This is a genomic window from Pandoraea fibrosis (genome assembly GCF_000807775.2).
GTDB classification, from domain to species: Bacteria; Pseudomonadota; Gammaproteobacteria; order Burkholderiales; family Burkholderiaceae; genus Pandoraea; species Pandoraea fibrosis.
Window position 1 is genome coordinate 1454645 of the sequence record NZ_CP047385.1, and the last position, 25763, is coordinate 1480407.

26 protein-coding genes are annotated in these 25763 nt (G+C 62.7%); 12 read left to right on the forward strand and 14 right to left on the reverse strand.

What is annotated here, in order from left to right; translation table 11 throughout:
• Positions 1 to 19 precede the first annotated feature (19 nt).
• From tpx to PI93_RS06520, 8 genes are all read right to left on the reverse strand, one after another.
• Positions 20 to 520, reverse strand: coding sequence for a thiol peroxidase (gene tpx / locus PI93_RS06485; RefSeq protein ID WP_039374902.1), 501 nt, complete (start codon positions 518 to 520; stop codon positions 20 to 22).
• Between the two features lie 32 nt (positions 521 to 552).
• Entirely contained in the window at positions 553 to 1710 is a 1158-nt protein-coding gene (locus PI93_RS06490) for a DUF3426 domain-containing protein (RefSeq protein WP_080759469.1), read from the reverse strand.
• Positions 1711 to 1742: 32 nt separating this feature from the next.
• Entirely contained in the window at positions 1743 to 2636 is an 894-nt protein-coding gene (gene prmA / locus PI93_RS06495; RefSeq protein WP_039374898.1) for a 50S ribosomal protein L11 methyltransferase, read from the reverse strand.
• A gap of 27 nt (positions 2637 to 2663) precedes the next feature.
• Positions 2664 to 4025: an acetyl-CoA carboxylase biotin carboxylase subunit gene (gene accC / locus PI93_RS06500; protein ID WP_039374896.1), complete on the reverse strand. Its 1362-nt coding sequence runs from the start codon at positions 4023 to 4025 to the stop codon at positions 2664 to 2666.
• 99 nt (positions 4026 to 4124) lie between these two features.
• Positions 4125 to 4586: an acetyl-CoA carboxylase biotin carboxyl carrier protein gene (gene accB / locus PI93_RS06505; protein WP_039374895.1), complete on the reverse strand. Its 462-nt coding sequence runs from the start codon at positions 4584 to 4586 to the stop codon at positions 4125 to 4127.
• Positions 4587 to 4659: 73 nt separating this feature from the next.
• Complete coding sequence (gene aroQ, locus PI93_RS06510; protein WP_039374893.1) at positions 4660 to 5106, reverse strand: type II 3-dehydroquinate dehydratase; 447 nt, start codon at positions 5104 to 5106, stop codon at positions 4660 to 4662.
• Positions 5107 to 5238: 132 nt separating this feature from the next.
• Complete coding sequence (locus PI93_RS06515) at positions 5239 to 5763, reverse strand: TlpA family protein disulfide reductase (RefSeq protein ID WP_039374892.1); 525 nt, start codon at positions 5761 to 5763, stop codon at positions 5239 to 5241.
• A 99-nt stretch (positions 5764 to 5862) separates the two neighbouring features.
• Positions 5863 to 6513: a hypothetical protein gene (locus tag PI93_RS06520; protein WP_039374891.1), complete on the reverse strand. Its 651-nt coding sequence runs from the start codon at positions 6511 to 6513 to the stop codon at positions 5863 to 5865.
• 119 nt (positions 6514 to 6632) lie between these two features.
• Between PI93_RS06520 and mpl the strand changes: the two genes are divergently transcribed.
• The 7 genes from mpl to mtgA all read left to right on the forward strand — a co-directional run bounded on the left by mpl (position 6633) and on the right by mtgA (position 14635).
• Positions 6633 to 8015 (forward strand): UDP-N-acetylmuramate:L-alanyl-gamma-D-glutamyl-meso-diaminopimelate ligase, encoded by a 1383-nt coding sequence (gene mpl, locus PI93_RS06525; protein WP_039374889.1) that lies wholly within the window; start codon positions 6633 to 6635, stop codon positions 8013 to 8015.
• 53 nt (positions 8016 to 8068) lie between these two features.
• Positions 8069 to 8680, forward strand: a complete 612-nt coding sequence (locus tag PI93_RS06530; RefSeq protein ID WP_039374888.1) for a YqiA/YcfP family alpha/beta fold hydrolase — start codon at positions 8069 to 8071, stop codon at positions 8678 to 8680.
• Between the two features lie 77 nt (positions 8681 to 8757).
• Positions 8758 to 10959: a ribonuclease catalytic domain-containing protein gene (locus PI93_RS06535; RefSeq protein WP_039374887.1), complete on the forward strand. Its 2202-nt coding sequence runs from the start codon at positions 8758 to 8760 to the stop codon at positions 10957 to 10959.
• Positions 10953 to 11912 (forward strand): energy transducer TonB, encoded by a 960-nt coding sequence (locus PI93_RS06540; RefSeq protein ID WP_236105650.1) that lies wholly within the window; start codon positions 10953 to 10955, stop codon positions 11910 to 11912. Before PI93_RS06535 ends, PI93_RS06540 begins: the two co-directional genes overlap by 7 nt.
• Positions 11913 to 12023: 111 nt before the next feature.
• On the forward strand, positions 12024 to 12920 hold the full coding sequence (gene lpxO / locus PI93_RS06545; RefSeq protein ID WP_039374886.1) for a lipid A hydroxylase LpxO: 897 nt from the start codon (positions 12024 to 12026) through the stop codon (positions 12918 to 12920).
• Between the two features lie 92 nt (positions 12921 to 13012).
• Positions 13013 to 13885, forward strand: coding sequence for a shikimate dehydrogenase (aroE, locus tag PI93_RS06550; RefSeq protein WP_039374885.1), 873 nt, complete (start codon positions 13013 to 13015; stop codon positions 13883 to 13885).
• A gap of 9 nt (positions 13886 to 13894) precedes the next feature.
• The gene (mtgA, locus tag PI93_RS06555) at positions 13895 to 14635 is read left to right on the forward strand and encodes a monofunctional biosynthetic peptidoglycan transglycosylase (protein WP_039374883.1); all 741 of its coding nucleotides are present in this window, start codon (positions 13895 to 13897) and stop codon (positions 14633 to 14635) included.
• 125 nt (positions 14636 to 14760) lie between these two features.
• Here mtgA and PI93_RS06560 read toward each other — a convergent pair whose 3' ends face one another.
• On the reverse strand, positions 14761 to 15636 hold the full coding sequence (locus PI93_RS06560) for a mechanosensitive ion channel family protein (RefSeq protein WP_039374881.1): 876 nt from the start codon (positions 15634 to 15636) through the stop codon (positions 14761 to 14763).
• A gap of 260 nt (positions 15637 to 15896) precedes the next feature.
• Here PI93_RS06560 and corA point away from each other — a divergent pair, with 260 nt between their 5' ends.
• The gene (gene corA / locus PI93_RS06565; protein ID WP_039374880.1) at positions 15897 to 16859 is read left to right on the forward strand and encodes a magnesium/cobalt transporter CorA; all 963 of its coding nucleotides are present in this window, start codon (positions 15897 to 15899) and stop codon (positions 16857 to 16859) included.
• A gap of 135 nt (positions 16860 to 16994) precedes the next feature.
• Positions 16995 to 17807, forward strand: a complete 813-nt coding sequence (pyrF, locus tag PI93_RS06570; RefSeq protein ID WP_039374878.1) for an orotidine-5'-phosphate decarboxylase — start codon at positions 16995 to 16997, stop codon at positions 17805 to 17807.
• Positions 17808 to 18048: 241 nt separating this feature from the next.
• Here the strand turns inward: pyrF and PI93_RS06575 are convergent, their stop codons facing one another.
• Genes PI93_RS06575 through thiL form a run of 3 tightly spaced genes read right to left on the reverse strand, consistent with a single transcriptional unit; the run spans position 18049 to position 20124 of the window.
• Positions 18049 to 18552: a CinA family protein gene (locus tag PI93_RS06575; protein ID WP_039375726.1), complete on the reverse strand. Its 504-nt coding sequence runs from the start codon at positions 18550 to 18552 to the stop codon at positions 18049 to 18051.
• Positions 18553 to 18604: 52 nt separating this feature from the next.
• Positions 18605 to 19126, reverse strand: a complete 522-nt coding sequence (locus tag PI93_RS06580; RefSeq protein WP_039375724.1) for a phosphatidylglycerophosphatase A family protein — start codon at positions 19124 to 19126, stop codon at positions 18605 to 18607.
• Positions 19123 to 20124, reverse strand: a complete 1002-nt coding sequence (gene thiL, locus PI93_RS06585) for a thiamine-phosphate kinase (RefSeq protein ID WP_039375723.1) — start codon at positions 20122 to 20124, stop codon at positions 19123 to 19125. The genes PI93_RS06580 and thiL overlap by 4 nt, the downstream gene beginning before the upstream one ends.
• Before the next feature lie 436 nt (positions 20125 to 20560).
• Between thiL and PI93_RS06590 the strand changes: the two genes are divergently transcribed.
• The 3 genes from PI93_RS06590 to PI93_RS06600 all read left to right on the forward strand — a co-directional run bounded on the left by PI93_RS06590 (position 20561) and on the right by PI93_RS06600 (position 24111).
• Positions 20561 to 22864 (forward strand): NADP-dependent malic enzyme, encoded by a 2304-nt coding sequence (locus tag PI93_RS06590; RefSeq protein ID WP_039375721.1) that lies wholly within the window; start codon positions 20561 to 20563, stop codon positions 22862 to 22864.
• 295 nt (positions 22865 to 23159) lie between these two features.
• A complete protein-coding gene (locus PI93_RS06595; RefSeq protein WP_039375719.1) occupies positions 23160 to 23555 on the forward strand; it encodes a ribonuclease domain-containing protein in 396 nt (131 codons plus the stop codon).
• A 49-nt stretch (positions 23556 to 23604) separates the two neighbouring features.
• Positions 23605 to 24111 carry a barstar family protein gene (locus PI93_RS06600; protein WP_370834217.1) on the forward strand — a complete coding sequence of 169 codons (507 nt, stop codon included), beginning with the start codon at positions 23605 to 23607 and terminating at the stop codon, positions 24109 to 24111.
• A 190-nt stretch (positions 24112 to 24301) separates the two neighbouring features.
• Here PI93_RS06600 and PI93_RS06605 read toward each other — a convergent pair whose 3' ends face one another.
• A complete protein-coding gene (locus tag PI93_RS06605; RefSeq protein WP_039375716.1) occupies positions 24302 to 24940 on the reverse strand; it encodes a YidB family protein in 639 nt (212 codons plus the stop codon).
• A 49-nt stretch (positions 24941 to 24989) separates the two neighbouring features.
• On the reverse strand, positions 24990 to 25727 hold the full coding sequence (locus PI93_RS06610; protein WP_039375715.1) for a 16S rRNA (uracil(1498)-N(3))-methyltransferase: 738 nt from the start codon (positions 25725 to 25727) through the stop codon (positions 24990 to 24992).
• Positions 25728 to 25763: the final 36 nt, after the last annotated feature.

Consider the following 25763-nt stretch of genomic DNA (forward strand, 5'->3'; position numbering starts at 1 on the left):
CCAGATAAACGACCGTGATTTACGACAGGGCGGCGAGCGCTGCGTCGTAGTTCGGTTCGTTCTTGATCTCGGGCACGAGTTCAGCGTGAACGACGCGGTTATCGGCGTCGAGCACCACGACAGCGCGTGCCGCCACACCGGCGAGCGGACCCGTCGTGATCGCGACACCGTAGTTCTTGAGGAACTCGCGACCGCGCATGGTCGAGAGCGTAACGACGTTGTTCAGGCCTTCGGTGGCGCAGAAACGGCTCATCGCGAACGGCAGGTCGGCCGAGATCACGAGGACGACGGTATTCTCGAGCTTGCCGGCGGCTTCGTTGAACTTGCGGGTCGACGTGGCGCAGGTCGGCGTGTCGAGACTCGGCACGATATTGAGCACCTTGCGCTTGCCGGCAAAGTCGTCGAGCGTGACGTCTTGCAACTTAGCGTTGACGAGCGAGAGTGCCGGTGCGGTCTGACCTTTCTGCGGGAACTGGCCGTCGACTTCGATGGGGTTACCCCCGAGTGTGACTTGGGACATCAATATCTCCTAGATTGAGTGCAACAGCGCTATCAGGGATAGAACGCGAGCACCCGGTAATTGCTTGCTAGCGCTGCCTGCGCCGACAATCGTAACCGAATCGTGCGTTCATTGCGTGAAGCCAGACCGGCCTCGCGCAGTGCGCTGTCGGTGACGTAGTCGCTGGCCGCAAATACGCGTCGCACGACGGGCTTTCCCTCAAGGTCCGACAGCGTCAACTCGAGCGACGGCCAGGCGAGCGCGTAGTCCGCCTGATTGCGGATGAACACGGTGAGCGTCATCGGCACGGCGTTGCCGGGCGAGGCAGACGCCGCGCTTGCCGTCGTGTCGGAGGTGTCCGCGGTGTCGCCTGCGGTGGCTTCGTCGGTCACCAGCGTGACGCTGGAAATCTGAATCATGTCCGGTTGACGCGGCGGCGCGATCGTCACATGCATCGGGCGGCCGATAGCGGCGAACACACCGCGCAACGCCGGCACCCGGTCGATCACTGCGGCGCGTTCGATCCATGCCCACTGTGCGATCAGACCGAGGATGGCCAGTGTGAGCAGCACGCGCCAGATCACGCGAGCGGCACCGGGGCGTTGCGGTTGTCCGGTGAGCGTAGGCGACATGGGCGGTTCGCTGCGCGGTATCGATGTGTTCTGTGCGGTCGGTGCGGCGAGTACCGTGGGGTCGTCGTCGATGTAGCGTCCCGGGCCGTGATGCATTTGCGCACGGCTTTCGTCGGGGCTGCCCAACAGGGCCGCAATGGCGGTGGGCGTCAGCATCTCGGGCACCGGCGGTCGCCCGCTCGAGGCTGAGGGGGCGCCGGATGCCGAGGATTCGTTCGCCGGAGGCGATATGGAGGCAAGCGACTGAGCAGGCTCCGGCACGGGTGAGGGCGACGTCGCTGCTAGCGATTCGCCCGCGACGTCGGGCGCGCCGATGTCGCTCGTGGCAACGGCGTCGGCAAGCGACGCGTCTTCGACGAGCGCTGTGCCCGTCGCACTCGTGGTTTCGGCGGCCCCGGTGGACGCATCGTCACTCGCGTCGCTCGGCGGGTCGCAAAGATAGACGCGTCCGTCGAACACTTCTCGACAGTTGCCGCAACGCACGAGGCCGTCGCGCAGCTTAAGCTGGTCCGCGACGACGCGAAAGACCGTATGGCAGTGAGGGCAGCGGGTAGCGAGAACGCGCGAGGACTGGGTCATGGGACTCGGGGGCTCGGCGCGTGATGCGCGGCTTAGCTGGCGGCCTGCCCGTGCAGGCAGACCCAGCCATCGTGAGCGCGCCAGACCGACATCTTCATATAGGGCGCGTAGGCCGCGATCACCTCGTCAGCCTGTCGTTCCAGCACGCCAGACAGCGCGAGGCGTCCGCCCGGTGCGACGCGAGACGTCAGCATCGAGGCAAGCAGCTTGAGCGGATTCGACAGGATATTGGCGACCACGATATTGAACTGGCCGTCGCGCAGATCGTCGGGCAGCCCGTATTCGACCGGCGCATGATTGCGTTCGCTGTTGTAGCGGGCGGACTCGACCGCTTGCGGATCGATATCGATACCGATGACCGGATCGGCGCCGCACTTGCGCGCGAGAATCGCCAGAATGCCCGAACCGCAGCCGTAGTCGAGCAGCGACTGACCCGGTTGAACATGCTGTTCGAGCCACTCCATGCACAGGCGCGTGGTCGGATGGCTGCCGGTGCCAAAGGCCAGACCCGGATCGAGTTCGAGGATGAGGGCGTCGGTGTCCGGGGCGTCGTGCCACGACGGCACGACCCAGATCCGCTGGCCGATCTGCATCGGTTCGAACTGCGATTGCGTGAGGCGCACCCAATCCTGGTCTTCCACGTCACGCAAGGTGAACGCGGGGGACTCGGTGAGACCCAGTTCATTGATCGCCGCCGCGAGCAGCACGGCGGCGTCCTGATCTTCCCCCACCAGCGCGACCACGCGCGAGTGTTGCCACGCGGTGTCCGGCGGGGTCAGGCCAGGCTCGCCGAACATCGGCTGCTCGTCGGGCGTGTCGGCGTCCGCGTCTTCGACCGAGACCGACAGCACGCCGAGATCGAGCAGGGCGTCTGACAGGGCCTCGGCCTGAGCACGGGCGACTTCTACGACGAGTTCGCGATACATAGCGAGTAGTTCCTGCGAAATAACGACTTAATTACCGCCGACGGCAGACTTCTGCGCCAGCTTGTGTTCCAGATAATGAATGCTCGTGCCGCCTTCGACGAACTTGGCGTCGAGCATCAATTCCCGGTGCAGGGGGATGTTCGTCTGGATACCTTCGATCACGATTTCCGAGAGCGCCACGCGCATGCGGCGAATCGCCTGATCGCGCGTTGCACCGTAGGCGATCAGCTTGCCGATCATCGAGTCGTAGTTAGGCGGGACGAAATAGCCGTTGTACGCATGCGAGTCAACGCGAATGCCGGGGCCGCCCGGCATATGCCAGGCGGTGATGCGGCCCGGCGACGGCGTGAACTTGAACGGATCTTCGGCGTTGATACGGCACTCGATGGCGTGACCCTGGAACTGGATGTCGCGCTGACGGTAGGCGAGCTTCTCGCCGGCCGCGATGCGGATCTGTTCCTGCACGATATCGATACCCGTGATCATCTCCGTGACCGGGTGTTCGACCTGCACGCGCGTGTTCATTTCGATGAAGTAGAACTCGTTGTTCTCGAACAGGAACTCGAACGTGCCGGCGCCGACATAACCCATCTTCTTGCAGGCGTCGGCGCAGCGATCACCGATGCGCTCGATCAGACGGCGCGGGATCAGCGGTGCAGTCGCCTCTTCGATCACCTTCTGGTGACGGCGCTGCATCGAGCAATCGCGCTCGCCCAGCCAGATGGCATTCTTGTGCTTGTCGGCGAGAATCTGGATTTCGATATGGCGCGGGTTCTCGAGGAACTTCTCCATATAGACTTCCGGGTTGCCGAATGCACGGCCCGCTTCTTCACGAGTCATGTTGACCGCGTTCACGAGCGCCGCTTCCGTGTGCACCACGCGCATGCCGCGACCACCGCCGCCGCCTGCGGCCTTGATGATCACCGGATAGCCGATCTGACGTGCAATGCGCACGATTTCCTTCGGATCGTCGGGCAATGCGCCTTCCGAACCCGGCACGCACGGCACACCGGTCTTGATCATCGTCTGCTTGGCCGAGACCTTGTCGCCCATCAGGCGAATGGTGTCGGGGCGCGGACCGATGAACGTAAAGCCCGATTGCTCGACGCGCTCGGCGAAGTCGGCATTTTCGGAGAGGAAACCGTAGCCCGGGTGAATGGCCTGAGCGTCGGTGACTTCCGCTGCGCTGATGAGCGCCGGCATGTTCAGATAGCTCAACGGCGACGGGGCCGGGCCGATACAAACGGCTTCGTCAGCGAGCTTGACGTACTTCGCTTCCTTATCCGCTTCGGAATACACCACGACGGTCTTGATGCCCATCTCGCGGCACGCGCGCTGGATGCGCAAGGCGATTTCGCCGCGGTTGGCGATGAGAATTTTTTCAAACATTATGTGCAGTCCTGCCCGTAAGGGGAGAGGATCGGGGCCGGGCGCCGCTGGCAGCCGGGCGGCACACAGCCGCGCAGGCGGGGCGTCCGACAACCGGCATTAGCCGATCACGAACAGCGGTTGACCGTATTCCACGGCTTGACCGTTCTCGACCAGAATTTCCTTGATCACGCCAGCCTTGTCCGACTCGATTTCGTTGAGCAGCTTCATCGCTTCGATGATGCACAGCGTCTGGCCTTCCTTGACCGTGTCGCCGACTTGCGCGAACGGATCGGCACCCGGCGACGGGGCGCGATAGAACGTCCCGACCATCGGCGAGGTCACGATATGACCTTGCGGCAGCACCGGCGTTGCCGGGGCCGGTGCGGCGCTCGACGCGACCGGGGCTTGCGCAGCGGCCTGCGGGGCGAGTGCCGGCATGGCCATCTGCATCGGGGCGGCGATCACTTGCGGCGGTGCCTTGACGATGCGGACCTTGCCTTCGCCTTCGGTGACTTCGAGTTCGGAAATACCCGATTCGGCCACGAGGTCGATCAACGTCTTGAGTTTGCGCAAATCCATGAAGGAAGCTCCTTGATTCGATATCGACGCGGAGGCAGCGCCCCCGCGCGGGGAAATAGGGGATGTAAGAGGACTACCCGCCGGCGAGTCGCCGCAGGGCAAAATCGAGTGCGAAGGTGTAACCGCGCCAGCCCAGGCCGCAGATCACGCCTTGCGCAATATCGGATAAGTACGAGTGATGCCGGAAGGCCTCGCGCGCATGGACGTTCGAGAGGTGAACCTCGACGAACGGTATGCCTACCCCGGCCAGCGCGTCGCGAATGGCTACGCTGGTGTGGGTGTAGGCCGCAGGGTTGATGACGATGAAGTCGATCGACTCATCGCGCGCCGCCTGAATCCGGTCAACCAATGCGCCTTCGTGATTGCTCTGGAATGTCGCCACCTCGGCACCCGCCGCCTTGCCTTGCGCCACAAGGGCGGAGTCAATGTCGGCCAACGTCGTGCGACCGTACACCTCCGGCTCGCGAGTACCGAGCAGGTTCAGGTTAGGGCCATGGAGCACGAGAATGCGGTGAGGCATCGGCGAATCAAATTTCACGAAATTGGGCGCAATTAAACGCCAGTTGGTGGATTTTGTCCAGTGGGGCGAAAATCGGGCCCCGCCACTCACGTCTGGCGGGACTTCCCGGGATTTCCCTTTTTCGCGGTGGGGTCAGATGAGCGGTTTGAGCGCTGTGCGGACTTCGTCCGACGTGATGCGGCCGAGTTTCTCGTAGTGCAGACGGCCTTGAGGGTCGATCACGACGGTAAAGGGTAACGCCCCGGCCTTGTTGCCCAACGCCCGGGCCAGATCGGTGCCTGCGTAACCCGCCACGAGCAATGGATAGTCCACCTTCACCTTTTGTTCGAAGGCGATCATGTTCTGCGCGGTATCGATGCCGATTCCGACGAATTGGACGTTTTTACTACCGAATTCCGCAGATAACGCCTGCAAATCGGGCATTTCTTCCACGCAGGGCCCGCACCACGGGGCCCAGAAGTTGACCACCAGTGTTTTGCCGCGCCATTGAGAGACGGCTTGCTCGTTACCGCTCAGGTCGGGCAGGCGGGTAGCGAGCAACTGGGCGACGGCGGCGTCCGAGGCGCTCGCCGCCGGCTGGTTCCGGTGGCCGAGCCAGAATCCGCCCGCCAGTCCTGCGAGCGCCAGAATCACCAGAATAACGATGCGTTTTGCCATGATGGGAGGGTGGGCAGAGGTGCCGGGATCAACGGTAGACGAAAAACGGAGGGTAATTGCGAAGAATTAATGGGGATTTGGTCGCCATCTGACGACAGATCAACTGCTGTGCGCTTGTTCGGTCGCTTCGGCGATCAGTGAGCGCAGACCGTTCGCATCCACGCGCACCGGGCGGCCATTGCCGTCGCTCGCCTTGAGCGCACCCCGCATGTCGTCCATGGAGTAGAGCGACAGGTGCACGCCCGCTGGCTCACCGCGTTGATGACGCTCGCGCCAGAGGAAACTCAGTGTCTCGACCATACCGCGGCCATTGAAATGGCGGCTCTCCGAGACTTCATAGTCGATGCCCCGATTCAGCAGATCAATGGCCACTTCTTTCGGATTGTCGCAAAAAGCCTGCAGATAGATATCCGATAGTGCCGTGGCGGTGCCGTTATAGACGGCGCCGGTAATATATGGCCGGTAGCGCGCCAGCTCAGTCATCACCGTGAGCGCCACCTGACGCAGGTGCGCCAGCTCGGCCGGTTGCGTGTCGGAGAGGAATGTCTGGACATACTCACGGACTTCCGCTTCGATCTGGTCATTATCTGGCAGCAATTCGCCGGCAATGCGCGTCTCTCCGGTGATCTGCTTCGCTGCCTTGCGCTTCGCGCTGGCATAGTCGGCGCCCTCCTCAGCGATCAGGCGGGCGGCGGCCAGCGCAATTTCTTCGCGCAGGCGTTGAGCGTCGGTCCAGGATTTACGTGTCATGCGGACGATGATACCCGAAAGGCATTGCGGAGCACGCCGCAGGTACAATGGAGCCCTTGGCTTTTCGGCACCCCCATTTCCCGCACGGGTTCGGCCCGTTCTCACCACGCTCCCCATCCATGCATATTCATATTCTTGGCATTTGCGGCACGTTCATGGGCGGTCTGGCAGTCCTCGCGCGACAGGCCGGCCATACTGTCACGGGTTGCGACGCCAATGTCTATCCGCCGATGAGCACGCAGCTCGAGGCGCAGGGTATCCGGTTGATCGAAGGGTTCGACGCCGAACAGGTCTCGCTGGAACCCGACCTTTTCGTGATCGGCAACGTGGTCTCGCGCGGCAATCCGCTGATGGAAGAGATCCTGAATCGGAACCTGCCTTACACCTCGGGCCCGCAATGGCTCGGCGAGCACGTGCTGTCGAGCAAGTGGGTGCTGGCCGTGGCGGGAACCCATGGCAAGACGACCACCACGTCGATGCTGACCTGGATTCTTGAAGACGCCGGCTACAACCCGGGCTTTCTCGTTGGCGGCGTGCCGATGAATTTCGGGATTTCGGCCCGTCTGACAGACAGCGATTTCTTCGTGATCGAGGCCGACGAGTACGACACTGCCTTCTTCGACAAGCGCTCCAAATTCGTCCACTACCATCCGCGCACGGTGATCCTGAACAATCTGGAGTTCGATCACGCCGACATCTTCCCGGATCTGACGGCCATCGAGACGCAATTCCACCATCTGGTGCGCACCGTGCCGGGTCAGGGCCGCGTGATCGTCAACGGTCGCGAGGCGGCGCTCGAGCGCGTGCTGGCGCGTGGATGCTGGAGTGAGGTCGAACGCTTTGGCGTGGCCGATGGCTGGCACGTTGCTCAGGCCAACGACACGCTCGCCCCTGGGCAGGAGGCGTTCTGGGTCCACCACGGCCCGGTGGCGGCCGGCGAAGTGAAGTGGTCGCTCCAGGGGGAGCACAACCGGATGAACGCGCTGGCCGCGTTGGCCGCCGCGCGACATGTCGGGGTGCCGCCGGAGCAGGGCGCGGCGTCGCTTGGCAAGTTTCAGAACGTGAAGCGCCGCATGGAAGTGCGCGGCGAAGCGGCGGGTGTCACCGTATATGACGACTTCGCCCACCATCCGACCGCCATCCAGACGACGCTGGCCGGGTTGCGCCGCCGTGCGGGCAGCGCGCGTATTCTGGCGGTGCTCGAACCGCGCTCGAATACGATGAAGCTTGGCGTGATGAAGGCTCAATTGCCCGCCAGTCTCGCAGATGCTGATCTGGTGTTCGGTTATGGCGCCCCTTCGGGCAAAGACGCCCTCGGCTGGAATCTCGCCGAGGCACTTGCTCCGCTCGGCGCACGGGCGCAGGCATTCAGCGATATCGATGGCCTGGTGCGCGCCGTGAGTGCGGCGGCACAGCCGGGCGATCAGATTGTGGTGATGAGTAACGGCGGCTTCGGCGGCATTCATCAGAAATTGCTCGACGCGCTGGCGGCGCGCGCCTGATTCGGGCGCGATGGCGCTCGGCGCACATTGACTTGGTTTTATCGGGGGCTCACATGATTCTCTATTTGCACGGCTTCCGTTCCTCGCCGCGTTCGTTCAAGGCGCAACTGATGGCTGCGCGCATGCACCGGCTCGGGCTCGGTCATGACTGGGCTTGCCCGCAGTTGCCGCCGTCGCCGCTGGCCGCCGTAGTCGACGCGCAGCGTCTGCTGACGGGCGTGGCGCCCGATGACTTGACCATCGTGGGTAGCTCGCTGGGTGGTTACTACGCGACCTATCTGGCCGAGAAGCTTGGCTGCCGCGCGGTGTTGCTCAATCCGGCCACGCGGCCATACGACGACCTCGGGAAGTGGCTCGGCGAGCAGCCGATGTGGCACGGTGGTGGCACGATCGTCGTCGAGCCGCGTCATCTGGACGAGTTGCGCATGATCGATGTGGCGCAGATTACGCGTCCCGAGCGCTATTACCTCGTGGCCGCAACCGGCGATCAGACGCTCGACTACCGTGACATGGTGGCGAAGTTTCCGGGGGCGAAACTGACCCAGATCGAAGGCAGCGACCACGGCATTTCCGACTTCGTCGACTATATGGACGACGTGCTGCGCTTTGCCGGCATCGATGTTCCTCCTTCCCCCGGTTCCGCGGGGCCGTTCGCGGGCGAATGACGCGTTTGCCCGTTCTGCCCTAAACCGCCGTAGTCTGGCGGGCTACAATATCGCCTATTGCGATCGATGGCTGTTTCATGAACATTTTTTTTGAGGAATCCGGCGGCTTCAAGGCTGGCACGGTGTTGTCGCAGCAGGGTGAGTCGTATCAGGTGGAACTGCCTGGCGGACGCCGTAGCAAGATCAAGGGACGCGACGTCCTGTTGCGTTTTGAATCGCCTTCACCCACGGAGCTGATCGCGCAGGCTCAGGCAGCCGCACAGGACATCGATATGAGTTTCCTGTGGGAGTGCGCGCCTGCCGAAGAGTTTCCGTTTCCGACGCTCGCCGCCGAGTACTTCGGCGAAACCGCGAGCGCTGCGCAACAGGCCGGACTGGCGCTGGCCCTGCAAGCCTCGCCGATCTACTTCCGCCGCAAGGGCCGTGGTCAGTATCAACGTGCGCCGCAGGAACAAATTCAGGCCGCGCTCGCGGGCCTTGCCCGCAAGCAGCAGCAGGCCGAGTTGCAGGCCGCCTACGCAGACCAGATGATCGCCGGCACGTTGCCCGATGCGCTCAAGGGCAAGGAACTGCTGTTGCTGTTCCGCCCCGACAAGAACTCCATCGAGTGGAAGGCGCTCGACGCCGCTGCGAGCGCGCTGGGCAAGACGCACGCCGAGGTGATGCTTGCCTGTGGCGGTATTGCGTCGCCGCGCGCTTATCACGAGGCAGCGTTCCTCTACGAATACTTCCCGCGCGGTACCGGTTTCCCCGATGTGGGGCCGGTGCCGACACCGGGCGACGACTTGCCGCTGGCCGACGTCCAGGCGTTCTCCATTGACGATTCGACGACAACCGAAATCGACGACGCTCTCTCGGTGCAATTGCTGCCGGACGGCCTGTTGCGCGTGGGGATCCACATTGCGGCGCCGGCGCTCGGCATCACGCGCGGCGACGCCATCGACGAGATCGCCCGCGTGCGTCTGTCGACGGTCTATGCGCCGGGCGAGAAGATCACGATGTTGCCCGATGCCGTGGTCGAGGCGTACACCCTCGCCGAGGGCGGTGCACGTCCGGCGTTGTCGCTGTACGTCGTGGCCAAGGCCGACACCTACGAAATCGTGGCGACCGAAACGCGTGCCGAGCTGGTGCCGATTTCCGCGAATCTGCGTCACAACGAACTCGACGCGATCATCACGGCGGAAACGTTGGCCGATGGCAGCGGCGATTACCCGCACAAGGAAGAGCTGCGTCTGCTGTGGCCGTTCGCGCAGTCGCTGTACGACAAGCGCCAGGCCGCGCGTGTGGGCTACGGTCTGCGTCCGGAAGTGCAGAACAAGACCGACTTCAGTTTCTATGTCGACGGCGAGCATGTCACGATCAAGCAACGCCTGCGCGGCGCTCCGCTGGATCTGATCGTCGCCGAAATGGCGATTCTTGCGAACAGCCGTTGGGGTCGCCTGCTGGCCGAATGCGGCGTGCCCGGCATCTACCGTGCGCAGCGTGCCTACGGTGTGAATCGCACGCGTATGCAAACGTCGCCGGCGCCGCACGAAGGCCTCGGCGTCGAGCAATACGCGTGGAGCACATCGCCGCTGCGTCGCTACGTCGACCTCGTGAACCAGTGGCAGTTGATTGCCTGCGTACGTCATGGCGTAACGGCGAAGCTGGCTGCGCCCTTCAAGCCGAAGGACGCCGATCTGTATGTCACCGTCTCGAGCTTCGAGGCTGCCTATGCGGCTTACGGCGAGCATCAGAGCCGGATGGAGCGTTACTGGTGTCTGCGCTGGCTGCTTCAGGAGAACAAGTCGCAGGTGCAAGCGAGTGTGCTCAAGGGCGACACGGTGCGTCTGAACGACATTCCGTTGACGTTGATCGTGCCGGGGCTCGGTCTGCACGCGCGCGGCACGCAGATCATGCTCGATGTGCTGTCGCTCGACGTGGTGACGCTGGGTATCTCGGTGCGCCTCTCGCAGGTGCTCGATGCCAGCCAGTCGGTGGCGGCCGATGACGATGACGAAGGGGAAGGCGGCGCAGGGGACGGTGGTGACGGGGCCGAAGGCACCGAAGGCGCCGACGGGTCGAATGGTTCCGCCGGGGCTGACGGCGATGACGGCGACGATGCCGGCGATGCCAACGACGAGGACGGTGAACGCGACGCAGACGACGATGCTGCATCGACGTCGCACGACACGAGTGCTGCTGTCGCCCAGCCGGCGGACGCCGCCAATACCTCGCCGCTGGCTGCTGCGCTGATGGCTGCGGGCACTCGCGACGCCTCTGCCAGCCCGGCGTGCTGAAACCGGCACTCGCCTCCGGCAACCTGGGCGCGGCACGACGTCGCGGCTGGTCGCTCATGCGCGAGCATCCGCTTGCCACCGGTCTCGTCTTTTCGGCCGTGGTGCATTTGCTCGCGCTGGCGGTGCATTTCGTTGCCCCCGACAGTTTCCGGTTGCACAGCGCGGACTCGCCGCTTGAAGTCGTGCTCGTGAACGCGAAGTCCGCCAACGCCCCCGAGAAGGCCACCGCGCTCGCGCAGGCCAACCTCGTGGGTGGCGGTGAGCACGACGGTGAGCGTGCGACGTCGCCGTTGCCGTCGCGTGCGCTCGAACGTGACGGCGCGCCCGTTGCACAGATTCAGCGCAACGTGAGCGATCTCGAGGCGATGCAGGAGAAGTTGCTCTCGCAATTGCGTAGTCAGTACGCTGCCGCTCCCGAGTCACAGCGCAACCGCGCCGACACCCCGCAACGCGGGCAAGGTCTCGACGATCGGAACGTCGATCAGCAAATCGCCCGCTTGCAGGCGGAAATCGACAAGCAATTGCGCGCGTATCAGACGCGTCCGAAACGCGGTCAGGTCACGGCCAATACGCGCGAAGTGGCGTATGCCCGCTACTTCGATACGCTGCGCCATCGCGTCGAGCGCTACGGCACCGATCACTTCCCGCAGATCGGAAATGATCGCCTATACGGCGAGCTGATCGTAACGCTCAACGTCAATCAACGCGGCGGGCTCGGGTATCACAAGGACGGCTGGGACGTCTCGGGGGTGGAGATCACGCGAAGCTCCGGGAATCGCGATCTGGATCGTCGCGCCGTGGCGATCGTGCAGGCGAGCGCGCCGTTCGGTGAGTTCTCCGCCGACATGAAGCAGCGTTACGACATTCTCGAAATTGTCACGCGAATGACGTTTTCACGTCAGGGCGTGCAGGCCGAAACGCTGGTCGCGCCGCCAGGCGCCAAGCCACAGTAAGGCCCGGCAGGGCGCAGTCAAGCGGTGCCTTTCACGGGCAGGTCTGCCCGGAAAAACTTTCCAAATATTTCTATAATTGCCGGGTTTTCTCCGACTTTTGGAAAGTCCGCCATGAAATGGATCGTTCTGGCGATCTTTGCTGCTTGTGCTGTCTACGTGCATTTCCGCGGTAAGGTTCGCCATCAATTCTTCCGCCAGCTCTCTGATCATTCGACGTTTCTGTCGCCACTGAATGTGTTCATGTACACGTTCTCTCGTGTGCCGACCACACCGTATCTGAAAGTCGAAAACTTCCCCGAACTAGAACCACTGCGCCAGAACTGGGAGGCGATTCGTGCCGAAGCGGTGTCGCTGCTCGAAGCGAGTCGCATCAAAGCGTCCGACAAGTACAACGACGTCGGCTTTAACTCCTTCTTCAAGAGTGGTTGGAAACGCTTCTACCTGAAGTGGTATGACGATGCCCATCCGTCCGCCAATGAACTCTGCCCGGTGACGACAGGCCTCGTGCGCCAGATCCCGACGATCAAGGCCGCGATGTTTGCCGAACTGCCGCACGGCAGCCGTCTCGTGCGACACCGGGACCCGTTCGCGGGATCGTTGCGTTTTCACCTGGGATTGCTCACCCCGAACGACGATCGTTGCTACATCGATGTCGACGGCCAGCGTTATAGCTGGCGCGATGGCGAGGGCGTGCTGTTCGACGAGACGTACATTCACTACGCCGAGAACCAGAGCGGCCAGAATCGCATCATTCTGTTCTGCGACGTCGAGCGCCCGATGAGGTATCGCTGGACGCAGGCGATCAATCACTGGTTCGGCCGCCATCTGGTCGGCGCGGCGGCATCGCCCAACGAGGCTGGCGATCGCACCGGCGCGCTGAACAAGGCGTTCAAGTATATTTATTCGATCCGCATTCTCGGCAAACGCCTCAAGGCGTGGAACCGCTACGTGTACTATGCGGTGAAATGGGCTTTGTTCGGCGGCATCGCGCTGTGGATCTTCTGGTGACCGGCGCGCACCGAACGTCGGCCAGACACCGAATCTGACGCACAGCAACAGCGGCGCCTGAGCGAAAGCCAGGCGCCGCGTCTTTGAAAACGATGACAAACCAAACGCCATCCGGGGACCGGCCGGCCGATCGCTACGCGGTGATCGGTCATCCCGTCGAACACAGTCAGTCGCCGTTCATTCACGCGGAGTTCGCGCGCGAGACGGGGCAGCATCTTACCTATGAGCGTCTGCTCGCGCCGCTCGACGCGTTCGCGGCCACCGTGAGCGCCTTCATCGGGCATGGCGCACGAGGGGCGAACGTCACGGTGCCGTTCAAGCTCGAAGCGCACGCACTCGCCGATCGTCTGACCGAGCGCGCGCAAGCGGCGGGTGCCGTCAACACGCTGGTATTCGACGCCCAGGGCGTCACCGGCGACAACACCGATGGTGTGGGCCTGGTGCGCGACATCGAGGGGCCGCTCGGCGTATCGCTCAAGGGGCGTCGCGTGCTGCTGCTCGGGGCTGGCGGGGCGTCGCGCGGGGCGATGCTTCCGCTGATCGAAGCGCAGCCGGCGGCGCTGTTCGTCGCCAATCGCACGGCCGCCCGCGCGGACGAACTCGTTGCGCGTTTCACGAGCGCGGCGCAACGTCATGACGTCGCGTTGGCGGGAGGAGGATGGGACGCAACGCCGGCGGCGTTCGATGTCGTGATCAATGCCACGGCCGGTAGCTTGCAGGGTGACGTGCCGCCGCTGCCGAAGGGCGTCTACGCGCCCGGCTCGCTGGCTTACGACATGATGTACGGTGCGCAGCCGACGGTGTTCATGACACATGCGTTGTCCGCCGGTGCGGCGCGCGCGGCGGACGGACTCGGCATGCTCGTCGAACAGGCGGCTGAAGCGTTTGCGGTGTGGCGTGGTGTCCGACCGTCGACCGAGACGGTGCGCGCCGCGTTGCGCGCCCGGCTCGCGGCCAAGGGCTGATCTTCCCCGATGGTTGCGCCGCGACGCGCTCCGCGCACGACCCGCAAACGCCGCTGGGGACCGTGGCAATGGACGGCCTACGTCGTCACGCTGCTGTTCGTGGGGGTGCTGGCGACACAGCTCTATTACTTCGTGCAAATCGGTTGGTGGGTGCGGTTCAATCCGCAGTCGACGGCCTTCATGCGCGCGGCCGAGGCGAGGTTACGCGAGACCGATCCGAATGCGACGCTCAAGCACGATTGGGTGCCGTACGATCAGATTTCGCGCAATCTGAAACGCGCGATTATCGCGAGTGAAGATGCCAATTTCGTCAACCACGATGGCTTCGAGATTGACGCGATGCTCGGCGCGTGGGAGAAAAATCAGAAGAAGGGGCGCATTGTCGCGGGTGGCTCGACGCTTTCGCAGCAGTTGGCCAAGAATCTGTTCCTGTCGAGCGAGAAGAGCTATCTGCGCAAGGCCGAGGAGTTGAGCATCACCTGGATGCTTGAATTCTGGATGGACAAGCAGCGCATCTTCGAGATCTATCTGAATTCGGTGGAGTGGGGCGAAGGCGTGTTCGGTGCGGAAGCGGCCGCGCGCTACTACTACGGCATTCCGGCCTCGAAGCTGTCGCCGTGGCAGGCGGCGCGACTGGCCGTGATGCTGCCGCGTCCGCGTTACTTCGACACCCATCGCAATTCGCCATACCTTGCGCAGCGCGCCGGGGTGATTGCGCGTCGCATGGGGGCTGCGGAGTTGCCGCAGTAGCGGGGTGCCGTGTGGCGCACGCCGCGCCATTGTCTTCGACATCGGATCGTTTTCGCGACAAAAAAAGCGGCACAACTTTCGTCGTGCCGCTTCATGCGCAACCCTCGCGTTTTTTCGCGCCGAGGCTAGTGTCTCGGCTGTGCGGCGTCCGGTATCGTCTGTGCAGGCACTTGCATGATGGTGCGTGTCGGGAACGGCAGCGAGCAGCCCACGCCCTCGACCGTTTCCTTGACGCGGCGCTGGAGATCCCAGTACAGCCCCCAGTAACTGCCCAGCAGCGACCAGACACGCACGTTCACGATCACGGCGCTGTCGCTGACCTGTTTGACCATGATTTCCGGCGCGGGCTTGTCGAGCACCCGGTCGTCTTGCGCGACATGCGTGCGCAGTGCCGCCATGGCGGCGTCGAGATCATCGTCCAGCGCAATACCCACGGTGATCTCCATGCGACGCGTCGCGTTGCGGCTGTAGTTCGTGATCGGCTGGCCCCAGATCTGGTTGTTCGGCACACACACGTAAATGCCGTCGGCACTGGTGAGCGTGGTGGTGAACAGACCGATTTCTTCGACCGTACCCGCAACGGCCGCGCCGGCGGTGATGTAGTCGCCATTACGGAAGGGACGCAACACGAGCAACATCGTGCCTGCCGCGATGTTCTGCAACGTCCCCTGCAATGCGAGACCGATCGCCAGACCGGCAGCCCCCAACACCGCGATGATGCTGGCCGTCTGCACACCGAACTGCGCCAGCACCGCAATGATGGTGATGATGCGTACCGACCACAGCACGACCGACTCGATGAGCGGCTTGAGCGTGGCGTCGAAGTGCGGCGAACGGCTCAACGTGCGGTGAACGAAGCGGGCCAGTCGTTTCGCAATCCAGAAGCCGATCAGCAGGATCAGCACGGCCTGTACGAACGACAGACCGTAGCGAACGGCGTTGCCCGCGAGAAAACCCATCACGGCGTCGAAAGACGCGAGAGGGGTCGTGACTTCATTCATTCTGCTTTTCTCCCTGTCGATGGACGCGTGAACGCGTCGATACCAAGGTTGACGTAAAGTGCGTGGATTGGTTCGATCAGCTTGCCATCGTTCCCTGCCGAACGTGCGGACTTCCTTGATTTTAGGAGGATTCTTACGAGCGAATCGTCCTTCGACTGACGACCGAACGAGGCCTGTCATCGGTGGAAGGTCGCCGCTCTTGGCGTGTCTGTCGCGTGGCTGCTACACTTGCCGTCGCCGCGTAGCTGGGAGAACCTCGTTTGATCAATGCCTTCGTCATCCATCATGGCCGCCTGCAACAGGTGACTTGTGACCACCCCAGTGACCTGGCCAGCGTCTCGCCGGTTTGGGTCGACTTACATAGCGAATCGGAAGAAGAGCGCCGCTGGGTAGAAGAGGCCTACAACGTCAAGTTGCCGTCGCGCGATGAAATCACCGATATCGAGGCATCGGCGCGCTATTACGAAGACGATGGTGGCGTGCTCCACATTCGCACGGACTTCCTGCTCGACGATGAAGAGCAGTCGCGCAACGTGCCGGTGGCGTTCGTGGTGCTCAAGGATTTGCTGATCTCCATTCACGACGAGGATCTGCCGGTGTTCCGGCTGGTGCGCATGCGCGCGCGCATTCGTCCGGGTTCGGTTCGCGACGCCATGGACGTTTTGCTCGACCTCTATTCGACCGATGCCGAGTATTCGGCCGATTCGCTCGAAGGCGTGTATGCCGCGCTCGAAGAGGTGAGCAAGCGGGTGCTGGGCAAGAATCTCACCGATGCCGACGCCGCCAAGGCGTTGGAGAGCATCGCCGCCGAGGAAGATCTGAACGGCCGGATTCGTCGCAATGTGATGGATACGCGCCGCGCTGTGTCGTTTCTCATGCGCGCCCGCATGCTCAAGGACGAGCAGTATCAGGAAGGCAAGCAGATCCTGCGCGATATCGAGTCGCTGGATAACCACACAGCGTATCTGTTCGACAAGATCAACTTCCTGATGGATGCCACGATCGGCTTCATCAACATCAACCAGAACAAGATCATCAAGATCTTCTCGGTGGCGGCGGTCGCTTTCCTGCCGCCGACTTTGATCGCCAGTATTTACGGCATGAACTTCCAGATGATGCCGGAACTGCATTGGGAGGTCGGCTATCCGTTCGCCATCGGCCTGATGATCTTGTCGGCAATTGCGCCGTTCCTGTATTTCCGTCATCGCGGCTGGCTCGACTGAGCGTCGGCGGCCGGTTTGCCGGAGAACGGGAGGCCGTACCGCCGAGCAGGTAAAATAGCGGCCTTGCTGGATGGAAACAGTCTCGAATCACCTTCCGACGGATGACTACCGCCGGAACCCCGCCGGAACCCCGTCATGACATTCACCGAAGTTCTCAACGCTGCCTGGACGCGCAACAATTCGCTGCTTTGCGTGGGCCTGGACCCTGAACCGTCGCGTATTCCTGCGCATCTGCAAGGCAAACCCGAAGCCATTTTCGAGTTTTGCCGCGAGATCGTGGATGCCACGGCCCAGTATGCATGCGCGTTCAAGCCGCAGATCGCCTACTTCGCCGCGCATCGCGCCGAAGACCAGCTCGAACGGCTGATCGCGCATATCCACGCCGATCATCCGGGCCTGCCGGTGATTCTCGACGCCAAGCGCGGCGATATCGGCAGCACCGCCGAGCAATACGCGCGTGAGGCCTTCGAGCGCTACCGCGCCGACGCTGTGACGGTGAATCCGTATATGGGTTTCGACTCGCTGGAGCCGTATCTCGCACACCGCGAAAAGGGCGTGATCGTGCTGTGCCGGACGTCGAATCCGGGCGGCAGCGATCTGCAGTTCCTCGACGTCGACGGCAAGCCGCTGTATCAAACGGTAGCGCGTCTGGCGGCCGGTCCGTGGAATACGAGCGGTCAGATCAGTCTGGTCGTCGGCGCCACGTTCCCGGCGGAAATCGCCACCGTGCGCAGTATCGTCGGCGATATGCCGCTGTTGATTCCGGGGGTGGGCGCGCAGGGAGGGGACGTGGAAGCGACGGTCAACGCCGGGCGCACCGCTAACGGTACCGGCATGATGATCAATTCGTCGCGCGCCATCATCTACGCGGGACGCGACGAGCAATTCGCTGCGGCCGCCGCGACGGCTGCGCAGAAGACCCGCGACAGCATCAACGCTTATCGCTGATGGGGCTCTCGTGTCGATAGACGAGCGATCGTCGTCGGCACGGTTGCCGTGGGTCATGCGGTGACAGCCATTACAAGGTTCGCTGCCTCGTCATGGGGGCCGCGTTCAAAAAAACAGCGCCTTGCGAGTGAATCGCAGGCGCTGTTTTTTTATGGTGGTGGACGCAGCGTTGGCGCTGTTGTCGCGTCGTCGCACAGCCGGCTGTGCAGGGCAGTTGGGACGAATCCGACGAACGGGACGATTACGGTTCGGCCTTGTCGAGCAACTCGATGACACCACGCAACGCATATTGCGCCGCCTGACTGCGCACCTGTGTGCGATCGCCCTTGAACTGCTTCGTCTCGACGAGGGTCGTGACACGATTACTCCAGCCGAAGCACACCATGCCTACCGGCTTGTCGGGCGTGCCACCGCCGGGACCCGCGACGCCGGTGATCGACAACGAGAGTTGGGCGCGACTATTGAGCAACGCGCCTTCGGCCATCGCGCGTGCCACGGGTTCACTCACGGCACCATGCTTCTCGATAAGTTCGGCTGGCACGCCGATCATCTCGGACTTGGCCTGGTTCGAGTAGGTGACGAAACCACGCTCGAACCATTCGCTGCTGCCGGAAATGTCGGTGATCGCCGTGGCGACGAGGCCACCGGTGCACGACTCGGCCGTCGTCAGCATCAGGCGTTCTTCACGCAGACGGTTGCCGACTTTTATCGACAGTTGAGCCAGAAGATTTTGTTCGGAGACCACGGGACGACGCCTTCAAAAAGTCGATGCAACGATGACGCAACGAGCACGCCGTTTAGATCGAGCGCCACAGCGCAATCACGAGCAGCGTGCAGAAGGCGGCGACGAGATCGTCCAGCATGATCCCGAGGCCACCCTTTACGGTGCGGTCGAAGTAGCGGATGGGCGGCGGTTTGACGGCATCGAAAAAGCGGAACAGAACGAACGCCACCAGTTGGCCACCGAAGCTTGCCGGGGTAATGAACAGCAGCACGATCCAGAAGGCGACGATCTCATCCCAGACGACTGCGCTCGGGTCCTGCGTGCCGAGCTTATGCGCCGTATAGCTGCAAATCCAGACGCCGCCCACAAGCGACGCGGCGATCAACACGCCCCAGCCGGTGACCGTCAGATACAGATTGAGCACCAGATACGACGCCCAGCCGAAAAGGGTGCCCACCGTGCCCGGTGCGAAGGACGACAAGCCTGTGCCGAAGCCGAGCGAAAACAGGTGCGCGGGGTGCGACAGCAGAAAACGTGAGGTCGGCCGGCGCGGGCGACTGCCCGGGTTGACGGCGGCCGTTTGATCAGTGCTCATTGGAAATGGTCGAAACTTTTGAAATCGGCAGCGACGGCCGCGCCGGTATTGTCATGAAGGTGCAGCATCGTTTGGCGCGCGTCGGGAACCGCTATTGTACCGATACGCGTAAGACGTATGCCCAGTTCGTCGCCGATCGCCGTGATTCGCTGCCGTTGGGCACTCTCGGCGCAGAAGCACAGTTGATAGTCGTCTCCGCCTGCGAGCGTGCAAAGTTGTTGAATCGCGGGCGTTTGTGAGGAAAGCAATGCGGAACGGGGAAGTGCATCGACGTTGACCTGCGCGCTCACGTCCGAGCGTTCCAGAATATGGCCGAGGTCGCCGAGTAATCCGTCCGAGATGTCCAGCGCCGCGCGTGCGACGCCCCGCAGGGCCAGGCCGAGTGATATTTGCGGCTCGGGCCAGTCCATTGCACGCCGCGCCAGCGCAAGGTCGTCCGATGGCAGTGACCATTCGCCTCGCAATGCGCCGAGCGCCAGCCGGGCATCGCCGAGGGTCCCGGAGACCCAGACGTCGTCGCCGGGTTGTGCCGCATCGCGACGCAGTGCCTCGGCGCCCGGCACGCTGCCGAACACCGTCACGCAGAGATTTCGCGGCCCCCGGGTGGTGTCGCCACCAATTAACGGGCACGCGTAGCGGTCGGCCAACGCGCTCAGCCCTTGTGCGAATGGCGCGAGCCACGCGGGATCGCTGTCGGGCAGGGCGAGCGCCAGCGTGAATCCCAGGGGCTGCGCACCCATCGCCGCCAGATCGGAGAGGTTGACCGCGAGTGTCTTATGACCGAGCGCGCACGGATCGACGTCCGGGAAGAAGTGTCGGCCTTCGACAAGCATGTCGGTGGAAATTGCGAGTTGCTCGCCCGCTGGCGGGCGCAACAAGGCGCAATCGTCGCCGATGCCGAGCGTGACATGCTCACGCTGACGCGTTGCGTGAGTGAAGAAACGGTCGATGAGCGAGAACTCGGATAGCGGCGAAGTTGACGGGAGGGTTGTGGTCATGGGCACCGGCACGGTTGCCAACCTGGGCGGAGTATTGCGTTGCCGCGCGAGGGCATGGCAACGTCAGACGTCAGGCGGGCAGGCAATGGATCAATGCGTCGGAACGCAGGGCTGCGTAAATGGGCAGCGCGAACCCCTATTCTAAGAGGCTGTCTGCGCTTTCCCAAGCAAACAAACGCGGGGGCGTCCCGAATTCGGTCGATGTCTCACGATCCTCTCGGATAACACCTGAGTCGAATTTCATCTCGCGTCTGAAAAGGCGGGCGATGGTGCGATGCAGCGTTGAGTTCACACGGATTTCTGGTCACTATCGTCATGGAATTGCGGTAACGCAGGTGTGGCCCTTATCCGTTTTTTGCATAAATGGCGTGAATAAATAGGGCTACAATTCGCAGAGAAATTTTGATTCATTTTGTTCGCCCAAGAGCCTTTCTCCATGCCCACGCCGATCGATCCGAAACTGCGCGAAGCTGCGCTCGAGTATCACGAATTCCCCACTCCCGGCAAAATCGCCATCGCGCCGACCAAGCAGTTGCTCAACCAACGCGATCTCGCGCTGGCGTACTCGCCGGGCGTTGCGGCCGCGTGTGAGGAAATCGTCATCGATCCGCTCAATGCGTCGCGCTATACGGCGCGTGGCAATTTGGTCGGTGTGATCTCGAACGGCACCGCCGTGCTTGGGCTGGGCGACATCGGCCCGCTGGCATCGAAACCGGTGATGGAAGGCAAGGGCGTGCTGTTCAAGAAGTTCGCCAATATCGACGTGTTCGACATCGAGATCGACGAGAAAGACCCGGAGAAGCTCGTCGAGATCATCGCCGCGCTGGAACCGACCTTCGGCGCGATCAACCTGGAAGACATCAAGGCCCCGGAGTGCTTCATCGTGGAGCGCAAGCTGCGCGAGCGCATGAAGATTCCGGTCTTCCACGACGATCAGCACGGCACGGCCATCGTCGTCGCCGCTGCACTGATCAATGGCCTGAAGGTCGTTGGCAAGGATCTGAAGTCGGTAAAGCTGGTCACGTCCGGCGCAGGAGCTGCCGCGCTCGCGTGTCTGGACTTGCTGGTCGACATGGGGCTGCCCATTGAGAACGTATGGGTGACGGACCTCGCCGGGGTGGTGTACGAGGGCCGCACCGAACTGATGGACCCGGAGAAGATCCGCTTCTCGCAAAAGACCGATGCACGCAGCCTGGCCGAAGTGATCGGCGGGGCGGACGTGTTCCTCGGTCTGTCGGCGGCCGGCGTGCTCAAGCCCGAAATGGTCAAGACGATGGGCGACAAGCCGCTGATCTTTGCGTTGGCCAATCCGAACCCGGAAATCACGCCGGAACTCGCGAAGGAAGTGCGCCCGGACTGCGTGATGGCAACGGGGCGTACCGACTATCCGAATCAGGTCAACAACGTTCTGTGCTTCCCGTTCATTTTCCGTGGCGCCATTGATGTCGGTGCGACCACGATCACGCGCTCGATGGAAATCGCCGCCGTGAATGCGCTGGCGGAACTGGCGCGTCAGGAGCAGAGCGATATCGTGGCGTCGGCTTACGGTATCAAGAATCTGTCGTTTGGCCCGGAATACCTGATTCCGAAGCCGTTCGACCCGCGTTTGCTGGTCAAGGTCGCCACCGCCGTGGCCGAAGCGGCGATGGCCGCGGGCGTCGCCACGCGCCCGCTTGCGGATGTGGATGCCTACTCGCAGTCGCTGCAGCAGTTCGTGTACCACAGCGGCGGTCTGATGAAGCCGCTCTTCTCGGTGGCGCGTAGCGTGCCTGCCAACAAGAAGCGCATTGCGTTCGCCGAAGGTGAAGAAGAGCGCGTGTTGCGCGCCGTGCAAGTGCTCGTGGACGAGCGTGTGGCCACGCCGATTCTGGTCGGACGTCCGGCCGTGATCGAGCACCGCATCGAGCAATATGGCCTGCGCCTGACGCCGGGCGTCGATTTCACCGTCGTCAATCCGGAGCACGACGAGCGCTATCGCGATTACTGGGAGACGTATCACCAGTTGACCAACCGCAAGGGCGTGACGGCGTCGTATGCGCGTGTTGAAATGCGTCGCCGTACCACGCTGATCGCCGCCATGCTGGTGCGCAAGGGCGAGGCAGACGGCTTGATTTGCGGCACGGTGTCGACGCCGGGCCGTCACCTGCACTTCATCGATCGCGTGATCGGTAAGCGCGCGGGCGGTCATGTCTACGCTGCGATGAACGCCCTGATTCTGCCGAATCGCCAGATTTTCCTGGTCGACACGCACATCAATCAGGATCCGAGCGCCGAAGAGTTGGCCGAGATCACGCTGATGGCGGCCGATGAGATTCGCCGTTTCGGCATCCAGCCGAAGGTGGCGCTGCTCTCGCACTCGAACTTCGGTACGAGCGATGCGAGTTGCGCTCGCAAGATGCGCGAAACATTGGCAATTCTGCAAGAGCGTGCGCCGGAACTGGAAGTCGACGGTGAAATGCACGGCGATTGCGCACTCGATCCGGAACTGCGTGCGCGCATCATGCCGGAATCGACGCTGACCGGTGCCGCCAACCTGCTCGTGATGCCGAACATCGACGCGGCCAACATTGCGTACAACCTGCTCAAGACGGCCGCCGGTAACAACGTTGCGATCGGCCCGATCTTGTTGGGCGCTGCGAAGCCGGTGCACATCCTGACCGAATCGGCTACGGTACGCCGCATCATCAACATGGTCGCGCTGGTGGTGGCCGATGCGGCAGCGCAGCAAGAGTCGCGCTGATCCCGCGGGTGTGCGAGGCGGTTCGCCGCTGTTCGCCACACGTTAACGACAAAACGCCGCACCCGTTCGGGGCGGCGTTTTGTCGTTTTTGCGACGTATTTGGCTGATCGTATATGTTCATGTGAGTGCTTGCTGTCGCGAAAACCCTTGTGTTTTCATGAATTTGTTGACTAGTTTGGTTGCAAAATGTAAGCCGACATTGATTCTCGTGAGCAATAGCGATAACCTTACGGCTTCACCCACCAGAACGGGTCCGCAGCGCAAAACGGCGCCGGGCGACAGGCTAGCTATGACAATGGCACGTTGGCTTCATCGGGGCATCGTGGCGCTGACGGCGGCTGGTAGTGTTTTTCTGGCGGGTAATACCGTGGCGCGCGAAACCGCGCCATACGTCACGGATCAAACGGCAGCGGTTTCCGTTGCCGAATTGCCTCGCGAAGCGCAGCGCACGCTGACGCTGATTGCTCAGGGTGGGCCGTTCCCTTATGCCAAGGATGGCATTGTGTTCGGGAACTACGAAAAGCGCCTGCCAAAAAAGCCGCGAGGCTATTACCATGAATATACGGTGCCGACTCCCGGCGCCCGCAATAGAGGTGCCAGGCGCATCATCTGCGGCGGTGACCAACGTACAGTGGATCCGTGTTACTACACCCAAGATCACTACAACAGTTTTAGACGCATAAGGGAATGACAGCAGTATGAGTGAGCCGGTTTTCGCACAGGAACGCGGGAAAGATCTTATGGCAGATCCATTCGGTGCGGGCGAGGGCAACTTGTTCAAGCAGGTGCTGGGCCTGCATGCTGTCGCGCGGGCTGGCCGCCGCCATACCTTATCGGAAGAGGGAGATATGAGTCTTTTCAAGACCGTCAGGCCGAATATTGTGCAGTCGATCCGCGCATTCCGCGTGCCGGAACTGGCCGCAGAGGCCGAGCGACTCGGACAGCACTTCCTTTACGCCAATTGCTCGCAGGCGCAAAGCAAGACCGAGGTGCTGGAGACGATTGCCACGTCGTTCTTGTTCCCCAAGCATTTCGGGAAGAACTACGACGCGTTGCACGATTGCCTCACCGATCTGGTGAGTCACTCCGGACCGCAGCCGGGTTTCGTGGTGGTGCTGGAGGGATTGCCGGTGGTGACGAAGTTCGATAAGGACGGCCGGGAAACGCTGCTTGATGTTTTCCGCGATGCCGCTGAGTTCTGGTCGGAGCGTCGCGTGAGTTTCCGTGTGTTCTACTCATTTGCCTGATCGTTAATGACTTCATCGACGATGAAGGTTCGCGCCATCCTCGTCTGACGGGGTGAAACGAGTCCGCTGATGTGAGTCGGTGCCATGTCGATGCCGGTCGTTTCGGAGGCAAGAAAAAAGGTCCGCGTTGCGGACCTTTTCTCATTTCTGACCGGGTATTGGCGACGTGTCGCTTGCCCTGCCTCAGCAATCAGCCGGTATGGCCGCCGAGGAATTTCTGCGCCAGACTCGCCAGATCCAATTGACCCTGCGGCAAGTCGCCGTTCGGTGTGAGGTGATTGACCACCTCGGGCAATAGCGAGGACAACTGCTGCGCAGCTTCGTCCTGACTGACGCCCGCGCTATCGGCCAGTTGCTGCAAATGTCCGCCCGGGCCCAGCGCTTGCGCTACCTGATCGGCCGAGACCGGCTGATTGCCGCCGGTGCCGACCCAGGAACGCACGGCGTCGCCGAGGCCTCCGTTTTCGAGCATTTGCGTCAAACCGCCCAAGCCGCCAAGCGCTCCCACCAAATCGCCGGGTGAGGTCGCCGGGGCGCCCGCCCCCGTCGGCTGCGCGGCCTGAGCGCCACCCAGCAAGCCGCCCAGAAGCCCGCCGAGACCGCCACCACCGGCTGCGGCACCACCGCCCAGCATTCCGCCGAGTGCGCCGCCTAGCGAGCCGAGCAGGTCGCCGCCGCCTTGTCCGCCCTGGCCTTGCGCGTTGCCGGAGCGGCTGGCAATCATCGCCAGCAAGCCCATCAGCAGCAACATCTTGGTATTGCCGCCGCCGCTGGTGCCACCGGCCTGATTGCCCGACACACCGCCGAGAATGGAATCGAGGATACCCATGAGGAATTACTCCTTAGGCTTGAGAAGCCGTTGTCCGAGTCATCTTTGCTTACCAACCGCCCCAGCGTGCGGCCAAAGCAGCGAGTACCGCAATGCCCGCTGTTTCCGTCCGCAAGATACGTTCGCCCAAGCGAATGGCCGTGAAGCCGGCCTCCCGCGCCAGCGTTTCTTCCTGAGGTGCCAGCCCGCCTTCCGGGCCGAAGAGCAACACGCCGGGCTCCGGCGGTGCTTCGCGCGGCAGCGAATCGAAACCGCTGTCTGCTCTAGGTGACAATAGCACACGCCATCCGTAGCTTGTCACCGTGTTCTGCTCGCGCAGCCATGCGCCGATTGGGCGGATGGGCAGGATGCGTGGCACGCAATTTCTTCCACTCTGCTCGCAAGCGGCTTGCGCCAACGCCTGCCAGTGCGCCACCCGCTTTGCGGCGCGTTCGGCATCGAGGCGGATGACCGATCGTTCGGTGGCAAGCGGCTGGATATCCGTCACACCGAGTTCGATGGCCTTTTCGATCAGCCAGTCCATTTTGTCGCCGCCGGCAATGCCCTGCGCCAGGGTGACGCGATAGGGCGTCTCCGCCTCCCGGGCATCGTGCTGTCCTAGCTGGGCCGTGGCATGGCGTTTCTCCAGCGTCGTGAGCACCGCTGGGTATTCGCCGCCGGCACCGTTGAACAGCGTGAGCGTGTCACCGGTCTTCAGGCGCAATACCTGAACGTGACGAACCACGGCGTCGGGAAGGTCGAGCAGGGCGCCAGCGTGCAGCGGCGCATCGATGAAAAAGCGAGGCATACGGGCGAAGGGCGAGGGAAGACGCGCGGCGCGTTG

What these genes read in the sequence shown, in the direction of transcription:
- accB (WP_039374895.1), bottom strand. Translation starts at nt 4,586, where the DNA reads ATGGATTTGCGCAAACTCAAGACGTTGATCGACCTCGTGGCCGAATCG.
- PI93_RS06580 (WP_039375724.1), bottom strand. Translation starts at nt 19,126, where the DNA reads ATGAGCACTGATCAAACGGCCGCCGTCAACCCGGGCAGTCGCCCGCGC.
- tpx (WP_039374902.1), bottom strand. Translation starts at nt 520, where the DNA reads ATGTCCCAAGTCACACTCGGGGGTAACCCCATCGAAGTCGACGGCCAG.
- PI93_RS06595 (WP_039375719.1), top strand. Translation starts at nt 23,160, where the DNA reads ATGGCACGTTGGCTTCATCGGGGCATCGTGGCGCTGACGGCGGCTGGT.
- mpl (WP_039374889.1), top strand. Translation starts at nt 6,633, where the DNA reads ATGCATATTCATATTCTTGGCATTTGCGGCACGTTCATGGGCGGTCTG.
- thiL (WP_039375723.1), bottom strand. Translation starts at nt 20,124, where the DNA reads ATGACCACAACCCTCCCGTCAACTTCGCCGCTATCCGAGTTCTCGCTC.
- accC (WP_039374896.1), bottom strand. Translation starts at nt 4,025, where the DNA reads ATGTTTGAAAAAATTCTCATCGCCAACCGCGGCGAAATCGCCTTGCGC.
- prmA (WP_039374898.1), bottom strand. Translation starts at nt 2,636, where the DNA reads ATGTATCGCGAACTCGTCGTAGAAGTCGCCCGTGCTCAGGCCGAGGCC.
- mtgA (WP_039374883.1), top strand. Translation starts at nt 13,895, where the DNA reads ATGGTTGCGCCGCGACGCGCTCCGCGCACGACCCGCAAACGCCGCTGG.
- PI93_RS06520 (WP_039374891.1), bottom strand. Translation starts at nt 6,513, where the DNA reads ATGACACGTAAATCCTGGACCGACGCTCAACGCCTGCGCGAAGAAATT.
- aroQ (WP_039374893.1), bottom strand. Translation starts at nt 5,106, where the DNA reads ATGCCTCACCGCATTCTCGTGCTCCATGGCCCTAACCTGAACCTGCTC.
- PI93_RS06605 (WP_039375716.1), bottom strand. Translation starts at nt 24,940, where the DNA reads ATGGGTATCCTCGATTCCATTCTCGGCGGTGTGTCGGGCAATCAGGCC.
- PI93_RS06600 (WP_370834217.1), top strand. Translation starts at nt 23,605, where the DNA reads ATGGCAGATCCATTCGGTGCGGGCGAGGGCAACTTGTTCAAGCAGGTG.
- PI93_RS06610 (WP_039375715.1), bottom strand. Translation starts at nt 25,727, where the DNA reads ATGCCTCGCTTTTTCATCGATGCGCCGCTGCACGCTGGCGCCCTGCTC.
- aroE (WP_039374885.1), top strand. Translation starts at nt 13,013, where the DNA reads ATGACAAACCAAACGCCATCCGGGGACCGGCCGGCCGATCGCTACGCG.
- PI93_RS06490 (WP_080759469.1), bottom strand. Translation starts at nt 1,710, where the DNA reads ATGACCCAGTCCTCGCGCGTTCTCGCTACCCGCTGCCCTCACTGCCAT.
- PI93_RS06515 (WP_039374892.1), bottom strand. Translation starts at nt 5,763, where the DNA reads ATGGCAAAACGCATCGTTATTCTGGTGATTCTGGCGCTCGCAGGACTG.
- PI93_RS06560 (WP_039374881.1), bottom strand. Translation starts at nt 15,636, where the DNA reads ATGAATGAAGTCACGACCCCTCTCGCGTCTTTCGACGCCGTGATGGGT.
- PI93_RS06530 (WP_039374888.1), top strand. Translation starts at nt 8,069, where the DNA reads ATGATTCTCTATTTGCACGGCTTCCGTTCCTCGCCGCGTTCGTTCAAG.
- PI93_RS06590 (WP_039375721.1), top strand. Translation starts at nt 20,561, where the DNA reads ATGCCCACGCCGATCGATCCGAAACTGCGCGAAGCTGCGCTCGAGTAT.
- pyrF (WP_039374878.1), top strand. Translation starts at nt 16,995, where the DNA reads ATGACATTCACCGAAGTTCTCAACGCTGCCTGGACGCGCAACAATTCG.
- lpxO (WP_039374886.1), top strand. Translation starts at nt 12,024, where the DNA reads ATGAAATGGATCGTTCTGGCGATCTTTGCTGCTTGTGCTGTCTACGTG.
- PI93_RS06535 (WP_039374887.1), top strand. Translation starts at nt 8,758, where the DNA reads ATGAACATTTTTTTTGAGGAATCCGGCGGCTTCAAGGCTGGCACGGTG.